Below are 21,085 nucleotides of genomic sequence, written 5' to 3' on the forward strand. Positions count from 1 at the left end.
CCATGCGCCGATCCAGTAAACTCATCCGCCGCGGATGATGACATGCCCGGCTTTGTGGAGACAGGATCGAGGCATGAGTTCGTCCCTCGATCGTGAGACCCGGCGCAAGCGCGGAAAGGACGCGCGACGCTCGACGCCGTTGGCATCGCTCGCCGAACATCGAAAAAGTGAACGTGACCCGATCGCGTTGCTGGAATCTCAGGCTGCAACCAGGGTTCCCGAGCTCGTTCCCATCCGATACGGCAGGATGGCGGGTGGGGAGTTCCCGTTCTATCGAGGAGCGGCGCTGGTCATGGCCGACGATCTGGCTCGATCTCCGAGTTCGGGCATCGTCACTCAGTTGTGCGGCGACGCGCATCTGAGCAACTTCGGCGTGTATTCCACCCCCGAACGACGACTTGCGTTCGACATCAACGATTTCGACGAAACTCATCCGGGTCCGTTCGAGTGGGACGTCAAGCGGCTCGCAGCCAGTCTCGCAGTCGCATCGCGTGCGCGGGAATTCTCAGGCAAGATGCGACGCAGAATCACCACCTCGTGTGCGTGGGCGTATCGCGAAACCATGAGGCAGCAAGCGCTTTTGGGAAACTTGGCGGTGTGGTACTCGAATGTCGAGATTACCGACGAGCTAGAGACGATCCATCATGAGCTGGACTACACGATGCGCGTTCGAACCGCGGCCAATATTCAAAAAGCACGCTCCAGGGACAACGTACAGGCCTTCAACAAGCTGACCGCGGTCGTCGACGGCAAACGCCGGATCATCTCGAATCCCCCGCTCATCGTTCCCGTCGAGGAACTCTTCGACGACGTCGATGCTGTCTACCGTGATCTCGCCGAACGTCTCGTTGCCTATCGCGCGACGTTTCAATGGGACAAGCAGGTCCTGCTCGATCAGTTTCGTATCGTTCAGTTCGCTCGCAAAGTCGTCGGCGTCGGAAGCGTCGGCACCCGCGCGTGGATCTTCCTGATGCAGGGTGTCGACGAGAACGATCCACTGTTTCTGCAGGCGAAGGAGGCCCAGCGCTCCGTGCTGGCGGCGTACGTCGACGGGCCCGACTACGAAAATCAGGGCCGACGCGTCGTCGACGGTCAGCGTTTGATGCAAGCGTCGAGCGATATCTTCCTCGGTTGGCAACGAGGACCGGATCCGAACGGCGACATGCGTGATTTCTACCTGCGTCAACTGCGCGACGGCAAAGGGTCGGCGGTGATAGAGGCGATGTCACCCGGCGGGATGGAGCTGTACGGCAAATTGTGTGGGAAGGTCCTAGCCTACGCCCATGCCCGGGCGGGTGATCGCGTCGAGATCGCGGGCTATCTCGGTTCGAGTGAAAAGTTCGAGGGTGCGATCTCGGAATTCGCGGAGACCTACTGCAAGCAGAACCGGGCGGACTATGCACTGCTGAGGAAGGCGATCGACAGTGGCCGGGTAACGGCGCAGACAGGAATCTGAGTGCTGCTCCGTCGTGAGTCGTGGGGATTCGTCATCGGCTCGCTGTTGTTCGCGTTGGCGGCGGCCCCCGGCTACGCCCGGTGGGTAGGTGTAGATGGCGACAACATCACGTACTTCGTCGGCTCGTTGTTCTTCACCGCCGCGGGGTTCATCGCGCTCCGGCTCAGCGGTCGCCCGGTGCCCACGAGCGAATCCGCGAGGGTCGAGCGTTTCGATTGGTGGGCCGCCGCCATCCAGTTCGTCGGCACACTGTTGTTCAACCTGAGCACCGCGATCGCGATGATCAGCGGCCTGACTGTCAGGGCGGTGGACAAGTGGGTGTGGCGCCCGGACGTGTTCGGCTCGCTCGCGTTCCTTGTGACGAGTGCATTGGCGGTCGTCGCCACCACGGAGACCGACAAACTGTGGGATCCGCAGGCGCGTGACTGGCGCAGCACGTGGTTGAACATGGTCGGTTCCATTGCGTTCGGGGTCTCGGCCGTGGGCGCGTTCGTGCGGCCCTCGACGGGGCAGTTGGCCGACGCGGCGCTGGCCAATGCGGGCACATTCATCGGTGCCCTGTGTTTTCTCGCCGCGGCCCTGCTCATGCGGCCTTTGGGAGGTATCCCAAACAAACGGTAGAACTTTTGTATGACCATCAGATACGACTACTGTGGGCCACGGCACAGCTGGCGGCGTGGGTACCTACTCGTGGGTTAGGTTGTGCGACGGATGTAATTCGTGTTGCGCTCTCTGCGGGCGCGGCGGGGGAGGATGGATCGTTGACGCACCGTCGTGTTCTGGCTGCGCTCGGGACCTGTATCGCTTTGTCGGTACTGGGAACCGGTGTCGTGTCTGCTCAGCCACTGCCGGGCACGGGGAGTTCCGATGGTTCTGCCCCCGCCCCAAGATTCACACCTTCGTCGCAGTCGGCCCGAATCGACCACGTCGAGATGATCACCGACCGTCGCGCCGCTGTTTTCGTCGAGTCCCCCTCGATGAGCAAGATCATCCAGGTGCAGGTGCTGCTGCCGGCTGCTCAGGCTGTCTCGCGCCCCACCCTGTACATGCTCGATGGCGTCAGCGCGGGCAAGGAATCGAACTACGCGGAGAGCACCTGGACGCAGAAGACCGACATCGTCGACTTCTTCGCGGACAAGCAGGTCAATGTCGTCCTCCCCATCGGCGGTTCGAGCAGCTACTACACGGACTGGAACGTTCCTGATCCAGTGCTCGGCGTCAACATGTGGGAGACGTTCCTGACCTCGGAGTTGCCGCCGCTGATCGATGCGCGGTTCTCCGGCAACGGCGTGAACGCCATCGCCGGCGTTTCCATGGGTGCGCAGGCCGCAATGGACCTCATCACGCGCCATCCGGGGTTGTACACCGGCGTCGCGGGCCTGAGCGGCTGCTACGACAACTCGCAGAACAACTTGAAGGACGCCGTCCGCGCCACTGTCGCGACCAACGGCGGCAATGCCACCAACATGTGGGGCGAGAACTCCGATCCCCGGTGGATGGAGCACGATCCGACGCGTAATGCCGAGGCACTGCGTGGCAAGGAAGTCTTCGTCTCCGTCGGCACCGGTCTGCCCGGGCCGTACGAGATCGGACCCGGCGGAACCGGAATCGAGTCCGCTGCCATGGGTGGGCCACTCGAAGCGGCCGCTCTGTATTGCACGACGCTCTTCGACACGCGGCTGCGCGCGCTGGATATCCCCGCGACGGTCGTCTACCGGCCCTACGGCATCCATCAGTGGCCGTACTGGGAGGACGACCTGCGTGAGTCCTGGCCGACCCTCGAAAGTGCCCTCGGCCTCTAGGCGGTCGCCGCTATTGCCTCGATGATCGGACCTGAGCAGAATCGTTGCTCATGAACGGTTCTCGCAGTTTGGTCGCGTTCGCAGCCAGCACAGATCTGGCTCGATCCGAGCGCTTCTACGTCGACGTGATCGGCCTGACTGTGGTCGATCGAAACCCGTTCGCCATCGTGTTCGATGGGGAGGGGGCGCAATTGAGGGTGACTGCGGTCGACTCGCACACACCCGCCCCCTTTACCGTTCTGGGCTGGGAGCTGGCCGATATCGATACCGGTATCGCAGAGCTCATCACACGCGGCGCAGTGCCCATCAGGTACGACGGGATGGAGCAGGACTCTCGGGGAGTATGGACAGCGCCGGGCGGAATGCGGGTGGCCTGGTTCCACGATCCTGATCGCAACGTGTTGTCCTACCAATCGCGGGCGTAATCCACGTTCCGCCCTCTAGGCCTACTGGGGTGCGGCGGTCGACGCGTACTTCAGGAACGTGTCGTTCTCGTGTGGATCGCCGATCGTGATCCGCACGCCGTCGCTGCCGTAGGCGCGCAGAAGCACCCCGACTTCGGCAGCTCCCTCGGCGAACGGGACGGATCGGTCACCGAGCGGCATGAAGACGAAGTTGGCCTCGGATTGCGGCACGTCGTACCCCATGCCGACTAGCGCGTCGCGTACGCGCTCACGCTCGGCGACCAGGGCGTCGGTGCGTGCGAGTAGTTCGTCCCTCGCAGCGAGAGATGCCAGCGCCGCGTGCTGCGCGACGGAGTTGACCGCGAACGCGATTCTCACCTTGCGGAGTGCGGTGATGACCGACGGATCGCCGACGGCATATCCCACTCGCAGCCCGGCCAGTCCGTAGGCCTTGGAGAACGTCCGAAGAACTACCACGTTGCGACGACCGCGGGCCAGCTCGACGCCGTCGGTGTACTCGCCGCCGGCATCCTCGCGGGCGTACTCGAAGTACGCCTCGTCGAGGACGACGAGGACGCTCGCGGGTACGGCGTCGAGGAACTTCTCGAGGGCTGATCGTGCGACGACGGTGCCGCTGGGGTTGTTGGGGTTGCACACGAAGACGACGCGGGTGCGTTCGGTGATCGCGCCGAGCATCGCGTCCAGATCGTGCGTGTGGTTCGTGTCGAGGGGAACCTGGACGGGCAGCGCTCCGGCGACGTGGGTGATGATGGGGTAGGCCTCGAACGAGCGCCAGGCGAACACCACCTCGTCGCCGGGGTTGCACGTGATCTGCACGATCTCTTGGCAGAGGGCAACCGAGCCATTGCCGACGGTCACGTTCTCCCGTTCGACCTTCAGCATCGCAGCCAGCTCATCCACCAGGGCCGTTGCCATGATGTCTGGATAGCGGTTGACGGTGGTGACGGCCTCGGCGATCTTGTCGCGGACGCTCGGCAGGGGCCCCTGTGTGGTCTCGTTGCTGGCCAGCTTGATAGCGCCGGGAAAGTTGCGGCCCGGAACGTAGACGGGGATGGCATCGAGATCGGAGCGAATTCGGGCAGTCACGGCTCACATTATGCGCCTGGCGTGGTATCACGATTTGCGCGCGTCCGGCCGTATTGATGCGGTGGCCGCGCGGCAGCACTATTTTGGATTCATGTCGGAAATCTTCACGGATGTGGCAGTGCTCCGAATCGACGTGGACCCGGTTGCCGAGAACCCAGGTCTCGAGACGTCGGATGCGGGGAACGAGGTCGAGTCCTCGCCTGCCGCCGGGCAGAAGGTTCCGTTGACCGCCATCGAACCCGACAGTGCTGTGCGAGGCGGAATCGTGGTGCTCCACGAGTCCCGCGAAATCCCCGAGTCGCTTCTCGATCTGTTGCGCGCGCTCGCCCTCGAAGGATGGCTGGCGGTGGCGCCGGACCTCTTCCATCGGGAAGGATCCCGCAACAGTGACGATGGCAGCGACGACGACAGTGACGACGACAAGGTCGACGAAGTTTTCGGTGACAACCTCTTCGCCGACTTCGACGCCACCTTCGACTGGCTCACCGCCCGCGGGGTGTATCCCGATTCCGTCGGAGTCATCGGATTCGACGACGCCGGCACCGCCGCCCTCATCGTCGCCACCAACCGACCCGTCGGAGCAGCCGTGAGCGTCGCGGCCGGCGGGATCCTCGAACCACTCAACTGCGACGCCGTCGCACTCACCGTGGCCGCGCCGTCGCTCAAGGCGCCGTGGCTGGGTCTGTTCGGTGAGGATGACCCCAAGGCCCCACCGGAGCACATCGAGGCGCTCCGCGAGGCAGCCACACGGGCGTCCGTCGCCACCAACGTCGTGACCTACAGCGGCCGGCGCCATCAGGCGGACGCCGCGCCGTCCCTCGGAAGTGCCGAGGACCTCGATCCCGCACTCGCCGCACTCGACGAGGCGCAGCTGCGGATCTTCGACTGGTTCGACTCCTTCCTCAGGTGAACGAGACATTGACCAGGCGTTTTGCGTTGGTGGCTTTCCCATGTGTAATCTCTTTCCTCGGCGGTCCGAGAGGGCCGGCAGCCTAGGAGGCGTGCCAGAGCGGCCGAATGGGAGTCACTGCTAATGACTTGACCCTTCACCGGGTCCGGAGGTTCAAATCCTCTCGCCTCCGCCACGGTCGGTAGAGTTTTACTGGCCAGCTAGATAACAACTGAACACGCGCCCGTAGCTCAACGGATAGAGCACCTGACTACGGATCAGGAGGTTAGGGGTTCGAATCCCTTCGGGCGCACAGAAGAACATCCCCCCACCAGCAGAGATGCCGGTGGGGGGATGTTCTCGTTGTAGGGCAATGAGGCTCCCGACACGGAATCGACACGGGTTGGAATAAGAACAGCCATGATCGCAGCACAATCGAACGACCCAGTACGTACAACCGAGGGCGGGGAAGCGGGAGCCACGCGAAGCGAGGATGCCGGCGCAAACAACGTCGAGGTGTTTGCTTTGGCACCGGAGAAGAACGCAGACGGAACAAGGGGCCGCGTGTTCATGCGGTTCTCGCCATCGCATGCGCGCAACCTCGCGGCTCAGATCATCGAGAGCGCCCAGGCGCTAGACAACGAGCAGAATCCAGCGGCCGAGAAGCGCTAGCCTCCGAGCTGGTTCAGCACCTCGGTAAGGTCGGGGCCTCGGCCGCCCTCTCGATGTAGTGCCGTTTGGTCACGGCCGTACTGGAGTGTCCGAGCTATACTGACGCGTCACCCTCATTGCTTTCGCGATCGACACGGCCTTCGCCGATAGTGGAGAGCATCGCCTACTTCGCTGTGCTCGAACTACTTACGAATATCCAGAAACAGCTGTTGGCAGAAGGGCGTTCCAACGGAGCGATCGCTACCGCGATGTTCCTCTCCAATGGCACGGTCGAGAAGCACATCACCACTGTGTTCAACAAGCTCGGCCTCGAGACGTCACCCTCGAGTCATCGACGAGTTCTGGCAGTCCTTCGATATTTGTCCACGTGATCGAGTGACTCGCAACGTGAATCAGCTGCGACGGAGTAAGGCAAATGGTGCAGACAGTTCCCGCGTAGAGCCTCGGGGCGCGACATCACGCTGATGGCCCTCATTCTCGGCCGAGAATACAATCGGCAACGCTGCCGCCGGTTCTATTGGACGCGGGTGATGCCACGTGCTCGACGGCATGTGTTGCAGCAACGATCGCGTGGGACGGCATGTGTCGCTCGAGGTCGAATATCCCCAGTATTAGTTGCCCGGTCTCGTCGATGGGACTTGTGGCTGATGGTGTGGGGGCGGCGATACGCCCGGAGACGACTTCGTCGGGGAAGTTTGGGCGCCCGTCTGTGAGCCACGCGAGTACACGCCCGCTCGCGGCGTGCAGCACCGCCGTAGATGTTCCGGCGTAGGTCGCCGTTGCCTGAAGTGCGGCGCGTGGAAGCAGCTCTTCTTCTGTGGAGGCGGTCGTCTCCGGGAGGCGCAGGGAGACTCCGAGGATGGCCGGTCCATCGAAGGTCGCCACGACGCGCATCGTGTAACGCTCGACGGTCCCGTCGGTGCGGATCCAGTCTCCGGCGAAGCGGTCACCGACCGTGGCACCGTAAACGTCTGCGGCGGTGCGACGGATGTCGGACAGGCGAGCGCATCCGGAAAGCCAGTCGGTCATCGTGCCGGTCTCTGGGTCGTCGACGAACTCCGGCGAGATCGGGTCGGCGAGTTCCCAGGCGAACGCCCACACCGGGGGCTCGGGTGGCGGCGTCTCGGTGGCGTCGCCGATCCACATGAGTATCGCGTGTACCTGTCGCGACGGCCCGAGGACGGGCTGTGCCAGCGCCAATCGCGGCCCGCCGACGTCGAGGAGCACCTGCGACTGCTTCAGGTTGTTGAGGACGGTGTCGAGTAGTTGTAGCACCGTCGTGTAGACCGAACCGCGGAACATATTGGAGACCGGTCGCCATTGCTTCGAGCGCGCACCGACCATGACCACTGCGGGCGTCGATCCCGAGGTCTCGACCAGAAACCAGCCTTTGTCCACGACTCCCTCATCTCTGGCCGAGTCGACGAAATCGGCAACGGGCGGCAACGGTATCAGTGACCCTGCATCCAGCGCAGGGCGAAATGGCCCTCCAAAACCTTGCGCATCTGTGCGACCTGCGAACTTTCTCCGGCCCATGCGACGTATCCGTCCGGTCGGACGACGACGATCTCTGGGTACAACTTGGGCAATCCCTGGGCGACGACGGTGTCGGTGAACGGGATGGCTGCCGTCTCGGCGATGGCCGCACGTGCGTGCGCACTGACAAGTATCACGATTCGGCCGCGGGCGAGCAGCTCCGACACGGTCGTCCGTGTGCCGTCGACATCGATTTCGTGGTCGGGTAGGAACGACCCGTCGAGCTCGCTTTCCGATGGTCCGGGGATGTCGTGGCGCAGGGAGTGACCGTTGATCTTGTCGCCTAGCCAGTCGTGGGTGTCTTTGTTGCACAGCATCTGTGAGACCATTCGACGCAGTGGGTCCTGGGCCGGATCTGGATTCATGATCGCCGACTGGACACGAGTGTTGTCGACGACCCACTGGCCAACAGGTTGACGTTCGGCGGAGTAGCTGTCGAGCAGGGTGTCGTCTGCGGCACCGGTCACCACGGCGGCGAGCTTCCATCCGAGGTTGACCGCGTCGGAGATTCCGGTGTTGAGGCCCTGCCCACCGAGCGGGTAGTGGATGTGGGCAGCATCGCCGACCAGGAACAGTCGACCGTCTCGGTAGTCGTGCACGATCCGGCTGAAGTCGCTGAACCTGTTGAGGTAGTGCGGCGACTCGAGCTCGACGTGTGACCCGACCACGCGGTCGATCGCGGCTCCGAACTCCTCCGGTGTAACCGGTGCATGCCGGTTGGCGGCGGGACCGTCGAACTCGAACACGATTATCCGGCTGTGTCCGTAGCGGTTCAGGTTGAGCAGCGTCCACCCGGCGTCGGTGTGGTTCCATCCTCCACGGAGATGCTCGGGGTGCGGCAACTGCGCGAGGCCTAGGATCGCGCGCATTGTCGGTGCGTATTCGGTCGTTGTGAACCGGCCCGAGCGCAGCACCGCGCTGCGGCCGCCGTCGGCACCGACCACGTAGCGCGCAGCGTACCGTTGCTCGGCACCATCGGCGTCATACGCGATGACGACTGCGTGGTCGGCGGACTGTTCCACTGAGGTGACCGTGATGCCCCGGATAACCTGTGCACCATGTGTGGCAGCCTTCGCTGCGATCGCGCGTTCGAGTTCGGCCTGGGCGATGCCCATCATGACCGGCCCGTCGATGGTTCGCGATCGCAGCGTCAGCCACGGGTATCCCGCGAACTGGAACAGCTCCGAGGAGATGGTCGTGTGATCGTTGGTGCGGCGTGGGACGGCGACGACCTGTCTGCGCGCGAGGGTCGCGATGGCGCGCGCGTGATAGGTCCCCGCCTTGGGGTACTCGTTCACGGCATCGCGACTCTCCAGTACCACCGCCGAGATGTTGTGCAGCGCCAATTCGTTGGCGATCAGCATCCCCACCGGCCCACCGCCGACCACGATCACGTCATACATCTACACAATTCCTCTCACACCGAGATCCACTGGCAGAACGGCAGGTCGCCGCAGTCCGGTTCCTAGATCCCATTCGACGTCCGACGGATCCACACGCAGAGCCAGGTCGGGGTAGCGCGTGACGACCCGGGTGAGTATCGCGATCAACTCCGTCTGCGCCAGCGCCGACCCCATGCACCGATGCATGCCGTACCCGTATTGCAGATGCCGACCACGCGGGCGATCCAGCCGGATTTCCAACGGTGCGTCGAACACCGCCGGATCGCGGTTGGCCGCGTTGATGTGTGGGTAGACGATCTCCCCGACCGGAAGCGGACCGGCCGTGGTGTTGAGAGGCCGGGTGAGTTCACGCGGGAACGACCCCGGCGTTCCAAGCGGCATGAGGCGCATGATCTCCTCCACCAGGTCCGGTACCAGGGAAGGATCGTCGACCACCTGCGAATACAGATCACGATGTGCCAGTGAGGCATACAGCGTTTTGCCGAGCATCGTCGCGACGTTGTTGTCCCCTCCGAGGACGATCCCCATGACGGTCCCGCTGATGAGGGTGTCGACGACGGCGGCGAATTCCGGCTGCCGGGCCCGGCGCTTGTAGGTGGCGAGAAGTCCGGTGTCGTCGTGTTCGGAGTCGTCGGCGACGAGTTCCTGCACCCAGCCGTACAGCTCGACCCACGAGTCGACGATGAGAGGTATCTCGTCGCGACGAGCAAGCTGAATCCGTCGACCGAGCTCGTTCATCCATGGCGCATGGTCGAGGGAGATGCCCAGCAGGGTGCACACCATCTGCGCCGGCACCAGGCGGAAGACCTGCGCCATCACGTCGGGGTCGGCCACCGCGTCGAGTGTGTCCAAAGCAGCATCGGTAAGGGCGATGATGGTGGGTTCGAGTCCGGCGATGGCGCGGGCACCGAACTCGTGGGACACGAACTCTCTCACTACACCGTGCACCGGGGCGTCGAGATTGATGAGCACCTCGGGTGCCCAGTTGGTGGGCATGAACGACGGGCCGCCGTCGACATTGCACAGCGTGCGGCTGGCGGTCCGGTCGAGCATCAACGTCTTGACGTCTTCGTAGGACGTCAGGCAGATCGCGCTGTGCCCACTGGGCAGCTCTATCCGTTGGTGCCCGTCGTCGCTGGCGAGTTCGCGGACATATGGTGCCGGGGTGTCGAGATTCGGGATGCCGGTGACCAGTGGGGTTGTCGATGTCCCGTCGGGGCTATGGATGGTCTGGGTCATTGCTGGATCTCCTCGGGATCGAGAGCGGTATCGGCATCGAGGACCGGGGCGGCTGCGGTAGGTGTCGTCGGGGTATCGACGGGGCGCCGCAGCAGGAGTATGACGGCCACGGCGAGGACGAGACTCAGGGCGGCGAGCACCCAGAGCAACGGGGTGAATCCGTCGGCGAACGCGGCTCGCAGCAGACCGGTGTCCACGGAGCTGTCGATGCCTCCGATCTCACCGGTGAAGACCTTGTCCACGATGCTCTCCCGCTCACCGGGGCCCAGGGCGGCCGGCAGGCGGTCACGGACCTGGCCACCGACGCCCGAGGTCAGCGCGCTGGCAAACACCGCGACGACGACGGCCTCGCTACCGAGCCGCACCGTGGACACCAGACCTGACACCATTCCCGACTTGTCGGCAGGTACCGATCCGATCGCCTGGCCGTCCACCAGCCCGACGCCCAACCCGAACCCCAGGCCGAGCAACAGGAACGGGACGACGATGGTGCCGATGTTCTCCTCGGTACCGACCAGGGTGAGCGCGGCCGCACCGGCAACGAACAACAAGACGCTGCCACCGAGGATCACCCATACCGGTACGCGACGGGTGTGCATGGCCCCGGCGATGAGCGGGCCGACGATGACCGGCACGGTCATGATCAGCATCACCAGTCCTACGGTCCCGGTGCCCAGCTGCCATACCGTCGACAGGAACGTCGGGTAGTAGGTGAGCAGCGTGACGAAGCCGACTGCACCGGCGACGGGGACAGCGAGCAGACCGACGAGCCGGGATGATTGCAGCAACTTCAGGTCGAGCAACGGGTGAGCGGTGGTGAGTTCGATCCGGATGAACGTCGCGAACAGCACCACCCCGGCGATCAGGGTGCCGAGTGTCGCGGGCGAGCGCCAGCCCCACGAATCTGACTGCACGATAGCTGCAATCACCAGCGTGAGTGACGCGGCGAAGGCGACCGCACCGGGGTAGTCCAGTCGACCGGTGGACTGAGCAGGCTTGTCGTGCACGTTCGATGCGATGACCAGGGCTGTCGACACCGCGATGACGACGGCGTTGAACCAGAAGATGCCCGACCACCCCACCAGCGCGATGGCGGTCGAGGAGATCGTCGGCCCGAGACCGAGTCCCACTCCCGCGGCGGTGCCGAACAGCGCGAACGCCCGCGCCGCGGCAGCGCCGTCGAAGGTGATGGCCAACAGCGCTCCTGAGCAGGCGAAGATGATCGCGGCCCCGACGCCGGCGAGCGCTCGAGCGATGTCGAGCAGTAGCAACGACGGTGCGACAGCGCTGAGGACCGCCGCCCCGGCGAACAGCGCGCCGCCCAGGACCAGGCCGCGGCGACGGCCGAGGTGATCGGCGATCGATCCGGCGACCAGGCTGAACACTGCGAAGGTGAGATTGAAGCCGTTGACGACCCACTGCAGCAGTGCCGGATTGGAGCCGAGATCGGCAGCGATGTGCGGCAGCGCCACACCGGTTCCGGACACACCGGTGGGTACGACGACGACACCGAGCAGGATTGCCGCCAGGAGGAGGTTGGGTCTGGCGGTCGATGTGGCTGTTGAGGACGACGCGGGTGCGGTCATGCGCTGGTCTCCCTGTCTGCGATGGCGCCGTGGTCTGCGCCTAGGAGCGCGGCGAGGTCGGCGAGGGTCTGATCGTTGTCGACGAAGCGAATTGCTCCCCAACCGGATCTGCGTGCGGCAGCACAGTTGGACTCGAGATCGTCGATGAGGACGGCGGTTCCAGGGGCGGCCCCGATCCGGGTCTCGGAGATCGCGAAGATTTCCGGCTCTGGTTTGCGACACCCGACGTCGTAGGAGTCGATGATCGCGTCGACGTCGTCGTCGAGTCCGACCATCGGGCGCCAGTGGGCTTCCCACTCACGGACGTTGTTGGTGAGAATCCCGACTCGGTAGCCCTGCGCCTTCAGCTCGTAGACCAGGTTGCGCATCGTCGTGTTGACCTGGTGGCCTGCGAACCACTGGCGACCGAAGTCGGTCTCTGCCCGCGAGACGTCGATCCCTCGGGATGTGAGCCATCGGTGCATACGATCTACCCACTCGGCCTCGGTCAGTAGGCCGAGTTCGACGGGAGCGAGCACGTCGACGCCGAGGCCGTCGGCGACGCCCGCCATCGCGGCTTTGAGAGCGGCCGGGCTGATACCGGTCTTGCGTTCGTAGTCTACGAACAGGTCTTCGATCGGGGGCGAGAGCACGCCTCCGAAGTCCAGGAAAACCGTCGTGTATCGCGGCGCGGCGGCGACCGGCGGGACGGTGCCGGCGCGTGCTGAGGCGGTCATGGCGCGACCGCCACGTGGCTAGAAGCGTACGACCGGGCGAAGAGCACTCCACACGACGCGATGACCACGCCTTCCTGCGTGATGTCCACGTCGAAGCCGACACCCTGGTCGCAGGTGTCCGTCTGCGGCCGGACAAGCGCATTGGTCTGTAGGTCGAGCTCACCGAAGCGGGTGAATGTCGCAGACAGAGAACGTATTCGGAGACGGCGTGCACTGAGTCCGAAGTACTCGTCGGCACCGATGATCCCAGCCTGGCGTACCGCTTCGAAGATGACCGCTCCGGGGATGTGATCCAACGGGTGGTCGAACAGACTCGGGTGATGCTGGTCGACGAATACATCGATGTCGAAACCGCCCGAGACGTGGCGTGCAGCACCGACAACAACATTGCGACTCAGGCTACGGCCGAGGGCCTCAGGCTGGTGCGCACCGACCTGCCGGTGGGGGTGCCGTCCCGGCAAAGGTTCTATGCCGCTGCAATATTCAGCCAGTCCCAGCTTTGCCCGTCCCGAGGCTCGGACCCGAGCCCAGACAGATTTCGGCATCCACTGAATCGACATAGTCATGGTGACCGCAGTCGTCCCGGCAAGTGTGACCGTCATATCGAGTGTGATGCCGATGATCGTGGTGTCGCGGACCTTCTCGCCGACGATCACCGCACTCAGCTCACCGTTGCCAGGGGCGGGCGTCACCGTCATCGCTTCATCCGAAACGACGGTGAAGGAACCGGCATTGAAAATGAAGGACTGGTCGAACTCGACTCCCACGTGGCGATGGGCGATCAAGATCGACGCCTGCCGGAAGCACTCCAGGACGAGCAACGGGTCGTATCGGCCGGCGGCGGGCCCTACGTGATCGCTGTAGTAGCTGTGCGACTTCGGGAGATGAATGCCGACGCGAACGTTGGGGTACCGATCGCAGATGATGTCGGTGAGATAGACCTCCGACAGTGCGTCGCGGTGCACGTGTTCGCGCGGGACCAGGGTCGAATGTGAAAGTTGAGGGTAAAGAGTAGACGTCACGGTGAGCCCCTTGCTGAAGATTCGGACGGAAACACAGACGAGAGGTCTTGTGGGCACCGCACGGCACCAGTCACGTCTGCGATTTGTCTCAAGCGATCCGGCAGGTCTCGGGCTTGTAAGCAAGGGGCTCTCAAGCGACTCTGTTCGGACTGTGGGTAGCTTAGCGCGCGCAACGAATTCCGGCGCGCCCGAGGAGCAACTGCGCGCGAAGTCACATCGCCGGCTCGAGGGTGAACTTTCGCACAGATATTTTGCCAGTGACGCACGTCATGTGTTGTCGCGGTGTCGATTCCGCATTCAGCCCGCATAGTGATCCGATGACACCGAAACGGCGACGGGTTGCCGTTATGCCCTTGTGACTGATGTGTCTAGCTTATCGGGAGGCCGCCGACCCTCATTCATGGCCGCGTTCTCCTTTGCGTGGGCGTACCGAATTGACCTCGTTGTCTTCGGGTTCGATAGACAAGTGATTGCCCGCCCAGTCACGCACTGTCGGAGTTGGACTTGCTCAAACACTTTGGCGGATTCGGGTGGTTCCGTATGTCCGCGCGCGTGAGCGGGGCGGATACAGTCGACTCATGAATGCCACATGCTGGAATTTGGACGCCTCCGTTGGCGAGTTGCTTCTGCATACTGGTGTCACCGGCCGGGCGGCGAAGCTGGGTCACAACCTGACGATCGCCATGAAGGCATGGGAAGCTACGGTGTCCTGGGACGGGGACGGTCCCGTCGCTGCGGAACTGACCGTCGAGGTGTCGTCGCTCGACGTGCTGCGGGGTGACGGGGGTGTGAAGTCGCTGTCCGGGCCCGAAAAGGCGCTGGCGCGGTCGAACGCGCTGGGCGCGCTCGATGCGGACCGATTTCCCGCCATTACCTTTCACACGGATTCCATCGAGAAGATTGACGACGGCTATCGACTCACCGGGTCGCTCGACATTCACGGATTGACCCGGCCGCAGACTGTCGATCTGCATACCGAGGACCTCGGCGACGCATGGCGGGTGTCGTGTGAAGCCGTCGTCTGCCAGAGCGAATTCGGCGTCAAGCCGTACTCGCTGTTCCTGGGTTCGGTCAAGGTCGCGGACAACGTGACAGTAACCTTTACCGCCAGCTGGGCCAAGGACGACTGAAGCTCGCCCGACCGAGCCGGAGGCCCTCAGACGGACGCCCCAAGGATCGTCCGGGGGCCGTAATGGCATGTTCCATCGCGAAGCGGGCCGTCGAGTGTCAACAGAGGGTGTTACGAGGCCTGTTGGTGTCCCTATGGATGGTCGCTCGTTCGGGCGCCCGCCATTTCCCGGAGCTGCCGAAAGTCGAATACTCGCGTGGATATCTATGCAGTTCGCGGGTTGGTTTGTAATCGTCGCGGTGTATCGATTTGCCGCTGGCGCGCCGATGCGCGCGACTAGGTTGTGAAGATGAGTCTTCGCGGGTCTATCGCACGCTTCGTCGGCGGTGTACCGGGTCCGGCGGTAGGGGCCGCTCGGATGCTCGGTGCCGCGTCTGCGGATCTCGCAGCCGTCGTGGATCCACGTCGCGTGATCAGCCGGCGGTCGGCCGAGGACCCCTTCGACCTTCGCGACCCCGAGTACATCCGGCGGACGCTGCCGGCGCTTCGTGCGTTGTCCGACATCTACTTCCGAGGGGAGGTGCGGGGGATGGACAACGTGCCGGCGCGAGGTCCGGTGCTGCTCGTCGGTAACCACTCCGGCGGGACGCTCATCGCCGACACATTCGTATTCACGCAAGCGTTCTGTGACCACTTCGGCGCCGAACGGATCTTCTACCAACTTGCCCATGATCTCGTCTTCAAGGTCCCTGGTGTGCGTGCCCTAGTTGTCCCGTATGGGACGGTGCCGGCCTCGCCGGAGAACATGCGGCGGGCGCTCGCGCGGGACGCGGCGCTGCTTGTGTATCCGGGTGGCGATCATGAGACCTACCGAGCGACATGGCATTCCGCGGACATAGATTTCGCCCACCGGACCGGGTTCGTGCGGCTCGCGCTGCAACTGGACATCCCGATCGTCCCGGTCGTGGCGATCGGTGGCCAGGAGACAGCGCTGTTCCTTGGGCAGGGCGAACGCGTCGCGCGGCTGCTGCACCTGCACCGGCTGCTGCGGCTCGACGTCGTCCCGGTGCAGATCGCGCCACCATGGGGCGTGACCGTGCTCGACGTTCCGGGCCGGGTACCGCTGCCGGCGAAGATTACCGTCGAGGTCCTGTCGCCGATCGATCTCCGCGCGGAGATCGGAGCCGATCTCGACCCCGAGGCTGGGTATGAACTCGTCACCGAGCGAATGCAGCAAGCCCTGAACGAGCTCGCCCACGCCCGCAGGTTCCCGTTGATCGGCTGAGGTAGGGCCCGACCATAAGAACGTTGCCAACACCGGCTGACCCCGGCCCCGGCGATGAAGAGTCAATTGTGGCGTCGCCGAGGTTGATCTTCGCGACGTCCGAACGACGCTGGAGGACCCGGTCGTGCGACGGGGGGCAACGACTACGCATTGGCGCCCATCGCGGCGCGCCACGATTTCGGGGCGATTGCGAAAGCGGCCGGCTCGCGCCGCCCAGGGCTATCGCTGACTGGCGTCCGGCAACCGGGGCGGGCAGGTGCCGCCGGGTATGGTGGCCAATTCGAAATGCCACCATTCGTTGTCGTACGTCCGGCACAGCCCCCACTGGTTACCGCGTGCCTCCAGCCACTGGGCGCCCTGCTGCGGACCGACATCGAGGGCCCGGCCATGGACGTGGCTGGATGCCTCCGGCGGTAGCACCCAGTGGCGCGCCGCATCGGGGCTGCCGTAGGTCCGGATGCCGTCCTCCCACAGCTCCTGCTGCTCCGCTGGCGTGCGGTAGCCCGAAGTGATCGACAGCGGAACCCCTTCCGCGTGGGCCTGCTGTTCGGCCAAGATGTAGGCGGCGGCCAGCACAGGGTCCAGCCCGGGCGTACCGACCGCAACGTCCGCGTGCGCGGCCGGCACGGACCATCCGGTCAATGGCACTGACCATCCGGACAACCCGATGCCCAGGGCAAGGACCGATCCCGCGATACGTCGCATGCGGTGATCGTATCGGTACGGCCACGAGTGAACCGTCGACTCGTATCAAAGGCAACGACTTCCTGCGCCGGGCCGCGGACCAGTCGCTCGCCGGCATCGCTGCCAACGACCCAGGTCAAGGGTTCGAACCTGGTTGTCTCAACTGTACGAGGCAGCGAAGACCAGGAAAACGACGAACAAAGCCACACCACCCAGGGCTGCGCCGAGCATGGCCTCACGGCCGTTGGTCGCCGTGCCGTCGACCGCCCGGTTCAGGCCGACCCACCCACACGCCACAGCGACCACACCGGCTGGAATCGCAATGAAGTCCCCTATGAAGGGGACGAACGCGCACACGACGGCAACGATGCCCGCAATCAACGCAAGGCTTCCGACGCCGTCTCGATACATCGATCGAGTAGAAGGTTTCTTTGCCATACCGCCTCCACTAGCAGCTGATGCACAGCCCGTGCGCGGCAGAGTCGCCGATCTCGGGCGTACGTCAGTGCCGACCTTCGAAAGATACCCCGGCTTCGCAGATCGCGTCGGTCGGCTGGGCGGCGATGGCTCCTATTGCGGAATCAGGCGTCATCACTTTAGGGTGGTGACGCCCGTCACCGACCGACGTGGCTTGTTCATGGGGGGTGCGGCATCTACACCGTTGTCATCATCGGAAGCGGGTTCGGCGGTCAGTGCGCTGCGAAAGCGCTGCTTGCACGCGGTATCGACGATTTCGTCATGCTCGAGCGGAGGCCGTTCCTCGGCGGAACGTGGAAGCAGAATCGATATCCCGGCGCTGCCGTCGACGTGCAGAGCCCGCTGTACTCGATTGCCTCCGAGCCGTTCGAGTGGACCAGGATGTTCGCCGAGCAAGAAGAGTTGGAGCGGTACACCGAGCATGTGCTTCGGTCCAACGAACTCCCCGGCCGCGCTCGTCCGAACACCGAGGTCGAGAGGATCGAGTGGCGGGGCGACCACTGGGAGATCAGCACATCTCAGGGCGTGCTGCATGGACGGTTCGTCGTCAATGCCTCAGGGCCCTTGAGCACGCCGGTGATTCCGCCGTTCCCCGGCCGGGACAGGTTCGCGGGGAAGACGTTTCACACGAACGACTGGGACGTGGATTTCGACCACACAGGTAAGCGTGTGGCCATCGTCGGTAGCGGGGCCAGCGCCGCTCAGGTAATCCCGGCAATTCAGCCCGACGTGTCGGAACTGCATGTCTTCCAACGCACCCCGCACTGGGTGATTCCGAGGCACGATCGCGAGTTCACCGCTCTCCAGCGCAAGTTGCTGCGTTTCGAACCGATCCGAAGGCTGGTCCGCGCTGCGATCTACTGGAGCCACGAGACCCGCATCATCGGGTTCAAGTACTCGCGTCGTGCACTGAAACTCGTCGCCGAGAACGAGGCCGTGAAACACCTGCGCCGGCAGGTTCCCGACCCGGATCTACGCACCAAACTCACCCCGGACTATGCACTCGGTTGCAAGCGAGTAATTCTGTCCAACACACTCTTTCCGGCCCTCGGTGCGTCCAACGTGACCTTGCACGACAAGAACGACGGCATATCCGAGATCACCGAAACCGGCATCGTGACCGCCACCGGCGAGCACGTCGAGGTCGATCTGCTGGTGTGGTCCACCGGGTACGACGCCACCGACGGGGTGATCTCGTATCCGGTCATCGGGCGTGACGGACGCGCGCTGTCGGATGTGTGGGACCCGTACCCGCGGGCCTATCTCGGAACAACCGTGCCGGGCTTCCCCAACCTCTTCGTTGTCACCGGTCCCAACACGGGCATCGGACACACCTCGGCGATCTTCTTGATCGAGGCGCAGATGGAGTACATCGTCCGGGCACTCGACGCCGTGCGTGATGCAGGCGCCGTCGCGGTGGAGGTCACTTCGGCTGCGGAACAGGCATACACCGACAAGATCCATCGTGAGATGGAAGGCACGGTGTGGAAGGACGGTGGTTGCCACAGCTGGTACCAGTCCCGCTCCGGCCACGTCGTAGCCATGTTCCCCGGGTTCAGTTTCACGTTTCGTCGCTGGGCCAAACGCTTTCGCGCCGAGGAGCACGACATCCATATGACAGCGACCGACGCAACCGACAAGGACGTGATGCCGGTATGAAGGATCGTTTGGACAAGGTCGTTCTGATCACGGGAGCGGGCGGCGGTATCGGTGCGGCTGTCGCTGAGGCACTACATCGGCGCGGCGCTTCCATTGTGCTGGTGGACGTGCCCGCCGCAGACCTTGAACGTGTGTCGGCGCAATTGGGTCACAGCAGAGTTGCCATCGTTCGCGCCGACGTGACGAGTAGAGAGCAACTCGACAATGCGGTCGCCACCGCAATAGAACAGTTCGGACGGCTCGACATCGTCATCGCCAATGCAGGTATATCGAGCGGCGCCAGGGCTTCCACTATTAGATCGGTCGACGACGGGGTGTTCGAACGTGTCATCGGAGTCAATCTCACCGGTGTCTGGAATACAGTGCGCGCGTCGTTGCCGCACATCGTCGACTCCGGCGGCTACATCCTGCTGACCGCATCGACCTACGCGTACGTCAACGGAATGGCCAACGCCCCGTACGCGGCGTCCAAGGCCGCAGTCGAGCAACTGGGTCGAGCGCTGCGGGCGGAGTTGGCGGGCACCGACGCAACCGCGGGTGTTCTCTACCCTGGATGGGTGTCGACTCCGATCGCCGACGTCGCCTTCGGTGGCGACGAGATCGCGACGGCTCTCGTCGCACGCGCATTCCCGGCGCCGATTCGGCGCCCGATCTCGACGGAAAAGCTCGCACGTGCCACCGTGCGTGGGATCGAGCGTCGCGCTGCCCGTATTCAAGTTCCAGGACGGTGGATTCCTTACTCCCTACTGCGCGGCATCATCAATCCCCTGTCCGACATCATTCTCGAACGCGATGCCGAGATCGCCCGGCTGACGGCCGAACTCGACGGACGCCGGACGTGAGCGAGGGCTCCGCGAACTCTGCTGGACGCGCGTACGGGGGCGTGAGCGCCGTCGAACGGGACGGCCGACGCCGCCGCCAGCTACTGGATGCGGGGCTACTTCTCTTCGGCAATACCGGGTATCGAAGCGCCACAGTCCGCGGGCTCTGTCGGGAGGCCAAGATCGCGGATCGTCATTTCTACCAGTACTTCGCTGGGACAGAGGACCTTCTGCTCGCGGTCTATGGCGAATGTATGACACGCCTCACGACCGAAACCGTCGCGGCCATGGCGAGGGTGGAAAGCGAAAACGACGTGGAGAGCGTGGCTGCTCGGGGTCTCGACGCCTTCTTTCGCGTCATGGAAGATCCGCAGCTTGCGAGAGTGGTGTGGATGGAGGTGCTCGGGGTGAGCCCTCGGGTCGAGCGAGAGTATCTCGCGGCTATGACCGGCTTCGCCGATCTGATGCTCGCGCACCTTCGAGGAATGGGCGTCGCGGTCGAGGCGGAAAACGATGTGGATCCCGAAATCCTCGCGACTGCTGCCGTCGGCGGGATCAGTCACACGGCGATGACGTGGTTTCTGAGCGGTTACGCTGCCGACCGCAAGGTAGTGGTTGCAACCACAGCACGCTACCTCGCGAACATCGGTGGATCCTTGGCATCGGTATCGATCACTGGCCCCTGACGATGCCCTGAACGAGCGTGTCGATGATGGATCGAGCTGTAGCCGGGTCGTGATCGTGGGTCAGCAGACCTTCGACGACGAAGGTGATGATCTGACAGTGTGCTTCGGCATCGGCAGTGGGCATATCGGCTGGCAGCTCGGCACGGGTGAGTGCATCGGCCATGGAATGGAAATTCTCGTGCCAGGTGTCGACTGCTCGAGATGACAGGCGACGGTTGTGCACTGTGTCCACCAGCCGACCCATCCCCTTCAGCTCCGCAGTAACCCACATGAGTTTGTCGGCCAGATCGAGTTCTGCGAGGTCGGTCCAACGTTGGAGCGATTCGGCGAGGACGACGTCCAACACGGCGACGAGTAGCTCGTCCTTGTCGGTGAAGTACCAGTAGATCGTCGTCGATGTCACTCCGGCTGCGCTGGCGATGCGTGCGAGCGAGACTTCCTCGTATCCACGTTCGAGGAACAGGATGCGAGCAGCCGAGACGATCTCCTCGCGCTTCTCTTCCCGTTGACGGGGTCGTCGATTCCGAGGCATTGTCGAAGCTTATCTTGATCACCGATCAAGACGGGTCTAT

General features: G+C 63.9%; 22 protein-coding genes and 2 tRNA genes. 14 read left to right on the forward strand and 10 right to left on the reverse strand.

What is annotated here, in order from left to right:
* Positions 1-73 precede the first annotated feature (73 nt).
* The 4 genes from J1M86_RS04335 to J1M86_RS04350 all read left to right on the forward strand — a co-directional run bounded on the left by J1M86_RS04335 (position 74) and on the right by J1M86_RS04350 (position 3,683).
* Entirely contained in the window at positions 74-1,456 is a 1,383-nt protein-coding gene (locus J1M86_RS04335) for a DUF2252 domain-containing protein (RefSeq protein ID WP_206508939.1), read from the forward strand.
* Positions 1,457-2,077, forward strand: coding sequence for a YrhK family protein (locus J1M86_RS04340; protein ID WP_206508940.1), 621 nt, complete (start codon positions 1,457-1,459; stop codon positions 2,075-2,077).
* A 179-nt stretch (positions 2,078-2,256) separates the two neighbouring features.
* Positions 2,257-3,258: an alpha/beta hydrolase family protein gene (locus J1M86_RS04345; protein WP_206509141.1), complete on the forward strand. Its 1,002-nt coding sequence runs from the start codon at positions 2,257-2,259 to the stop codon at positions 3,256-3,258.
* A gap of 50 nt (positions 3,259-3,308) precedes the next feature.
* Positions 3,309-3,683: a VOC family protein gene (locus tag J1M86_RS04350; protein ID WP_206508941.1), complete on the forward strand. Its 375-nt coding sequence runs from the start codon at positions 3,309-3,311 to the stop codon at positions 3,681-3,683.
* A gap of 21 nt (positions 3,684-3,704) precedes the next feature.
* Here the strand turns inward: J1M86_RS04350 and hisC are convergent, their stop codons facing one another.
* The gene (gene hisC, locus J1M86_RS04355; protein ID WP_206508942.1) at positions 3,705-4,769 is read right to left on the reverse strand and encodes a histidinol-phosphate transaminase; all 1,065 of its coding nucleotides are present in this window, start codon (positions 4,767-4,769) and stop codon (positions 3,705-3,707) included.
* 91 nt (positions 4,770-4,860) lie between these two features.
* Between hisC and J1M86_RS04360 the strand changes: the two genes are divergently transcribed.
* The 5 genes from J1M86_RS04360 to J1M86_RS26800 all read left to right on the forward strand — a co-directional run bounded on the left by J1M86_RS04360 (position 4,861) and on the right by J1M86_RS26800 (position 6,701).
* Positions 4,861-5,679, forward strand: a complete 819-nt coding sequence (locus tag J1M86_RS04360) for a dienelactone hydrolase family protein (protein ID WP_206508943.1) — start codon at positions 4,861-4,863, stop codon at positions 5,677-5,679.
* 85 nt (positions 5,680-5,764) lie between these two features.
* Positions 5,765-5,854: transfer RNA gene (locus tag J1M86_RS04365), tRNA-Ser, on the forward strand.
* A 44-nt stretch (positions 5,855-5,898) separates the two neighbouring features.
* A tRNA-Arg gene (locus tag J1M86_RS04370) sits at positions 5,899-5,971 on the forward strand.
* A 107-nt stretch (positions 5,972-6,078) separates the two neighbouring features.
* Positions 6,079-6,330: a hypothetical protein gene (locus tag J1M86_RS04375; RefSeq protein WP_206508944.1), complete on the forward strand. Its 252-nt coding sequence runs from the start codon at positions 6,079-6,081 to the stop codon at positions 6,328-6,330.
* 173 nt (positions 6,331-6,503) lie between these two features.
* Positions 6,504-6,701, forward strand: a complete 198-nt coding sequence (locus J1M86_RS26800; RefSeq protein WP_307786522.1) for a LuxR C-terminal-related transcriptional regulator — start codon at positions 6,504-6,506, stop codon at positions 6,699-6,701.
* A gap of 100 nt (positions 6,702-6,801) precedes the next feature.
* Here J1M86_RS26800 and J1M86_RS04385 read toward each other — a convergent pair whose 3' ends face one another.
* The 6 genes from J1M86_RS04385 to J1M86_RS04410 are packed head-to-tail and all read right to left on the reverse strand — an operon-like array spanning position 6,802 to position 13,832.
* Positions 6,802-7,728, reverse strand: a complete 927-nt coding sequence (locus J1M86_RS04385; protein ID WP_206508945.1) for a GAF domain-containing protein — start codon at positions 7,726-7,728, stop codon at positions 6,802-6,804.
* Positions 7,729-7,781: 53 nt separating this feature from the next.
* Complete coding sequence (locus J1M86_RS04390) at positions 7,782-9,269, reverse strand: FAD-dependent monooxygenase (protein ID WP_206508946.1); 1,488 nt, start codon at positions 9,267-9,269, stop codon at positions 7,782-7,784.
* The gene (locus J1M86_RS04395; RefSeq protein ID WP_206508947.1) at positions 9,270-10,508 is read right to left on the reverse strand and encodes a cytochrome P450; all 1,239 of its coding nucleotides are present in this window, start codon (positions 10,506-10,508) and stop codon (positions 9,270-9,272) included.
* Positions 10,505-12,094 (reverse strand): MFS transporter, encoded by a 1,590-nt coding sequence (locus J1M86_RS04400; protein ID WP_206508948.1) that lies wholly within the window; start codon positions 12,092-12,094, stop codon positions 10,505-10,507. The genes J1M86_RS04395 and J1M86_RS04400 overlap by 4 nt, the downstream gene beginning before the upstream one ends.
* Positions 12,091-12,810: an HAD-IA family hydrolase gene (locus J1M86_RS04405; RefSeq protein WP_206508949.1), complete on the reverse strand. Its 720-nt coding sequence runs from the start codon at positions 12,808-12,810 to the stop codon at positions 12,091-12,093. The genes J1M86_RS04400 and J1M86_RS04405 overlap by 4 nt, the downstream gene beginning before the upstream one ends.
* The gene (locus J1M86_RS04410) at positions 12,807-13,832 is read right to left on the reverse strand and encodes an AfsA-related hotdog domain-containing protein (RefSeq protein WP_206508950.1); all 1,026 of its coding nucleotides are present in this window, start codon (positions 13,830-13,832) and stop codon (positions 12,807-12,809) included. Before J1M86_RS04410 ends, J1M86_RS04405 begins: the two co-directional genes overlap by 4 nt.
* A gap of 578 nt (positions 13,833-14,410) precedes the next feature.
* Between J1M86_RS04410 and J1M86_RS04415 the strand changes: the two genes are divergently transcribed.
* Both J1M86_RS04415 and J1M86_RS04420 read left to right on the forward strand, forming a co-directional pair.
* Complete coding sequence (locus J1M86_RS04415) at positions 14,411-14,962, forward strand: YceI family protein (protein WP_206508951.1); 552 nt, start codon at positions 14,411-14,413, stop codon at positions 14,960-14,962.
* Positions 14,963-15,250: 288 nt separating this feature from the next.
* A complete protein-coding gene (locus J1M86_RS04420) occupies positions 15,251-16,186 on the forward strand; it encodes a lysophospholipid acyltransferase family protein (RefSeq protein ID WP_241259542.1) in 936 nt (311 codons plus the stop codon).
* A gap of 219 nt (positions 16,187-16,405) precedes the next feature.
* Here J1M86_RS04420 and J1M86_RS04425 read toward each other — a convergent pair whose 3' ends face one another.
* Positions 16,406-16,891 (reverse strand): M15 family metallopeptidase, encoded by a 486-nt coding sequence (locus J1M86_RS04425; protein ID WP_206508952.1) that lies wholly within the window; start codon positions 16,889-16,891, stop codon positions 16,406-16,408.
* A 138-nt stretch (positions 16,892-17,029) separates the two neighbouring features.
* Positions 17,030-17,308 carry a hypothetical protein gene (locus J1M86_RS04430; protein ID WP_075838907.1) on the reverse strand — a complete coding sequence of 93 codons (279 nt, stop codon included), beginning with the start codon at positions 17,306-17,308 and terminating at the stop codon, positions 17,030-17,032.
* A gap of 228 nt (positions 17,309-17,536) precedes the next feature.
* On the opposite strand from J1M86_RS04430, the gene J1M86_RS04435 reads away from it, so the two are divergent.
* Genes J1M86_RS04435 through J1M86_RS04445 form a run of 3 tightly spaced genes read left to right on the forward strand, consistent with a single transcriptional unit; the run spans position 17,537 to position 20,513 of the window.
* A complete protein-coding gene (locus J1M86_RS04435; RefSeq protein ID WP_368857261.1) occupies positions 17,537-19,006 on the forward strand; it encodes a flavin-containing monooxygenase in 1,470 nt (489 codons plus the stop codon).
* Positions 19,003-19,848, forward strand: a complete 846-nt coding sequence (locus tag J1M86_RS04440) for an SDR family NAD(P)-dependent oxidoreductase (protein WP_206508953.1) — start codon at positions 19,003-19,005, stop codon at positions 19,846-19,848. The genes J1M86_RS04435 and J1M86_RS04440 overlap by 4 nt, the downstream gene beginning before the upstream one ends.
* Positions 19,845-20,513, forward strand: a complete 669-nt coding sequence (locus tag J1M86_RS04445; RefSeq protein ID WP_206508954.1) for a TetR/AcrR family transcriptional regulator — start codon at positions 19,845-19,847, stop codon at positions 20,511-20,513. Before J1M86_RS04440 ends, J1M86_RS04445 begins: the two co-directional genes overlap by 4 nt.
* Here J1M86_RS04445 and J1M86_RS04450 read toward each other — a convergent pair.
* Positions 20,500-21,045, reverse strand: coding sequence for a TetR/AcrR family transcriptional regulator (locus tag J1M86_RS04450; protein ID WP_075838911.1), 546 nt, complete (start codon positions 21,043-21,045; stop codon positions 20,500-20,502). The two genes, J1M86_RS04445 and J1M86_RS04450, sit on opposite strands and share 14 nt — an antisense overlap.
* Positions 21,046-21,085: the final 40 nt, after the last annotated feature.

Source organism: Rhodococcus sp. KRD197, assembly GCF_017168235.1.
Lineage (GTDB): Bacteria > Actinomycetota > Actinomycetes > Mycobacteriales > Mycobacteriaceae > Rhodococcoides.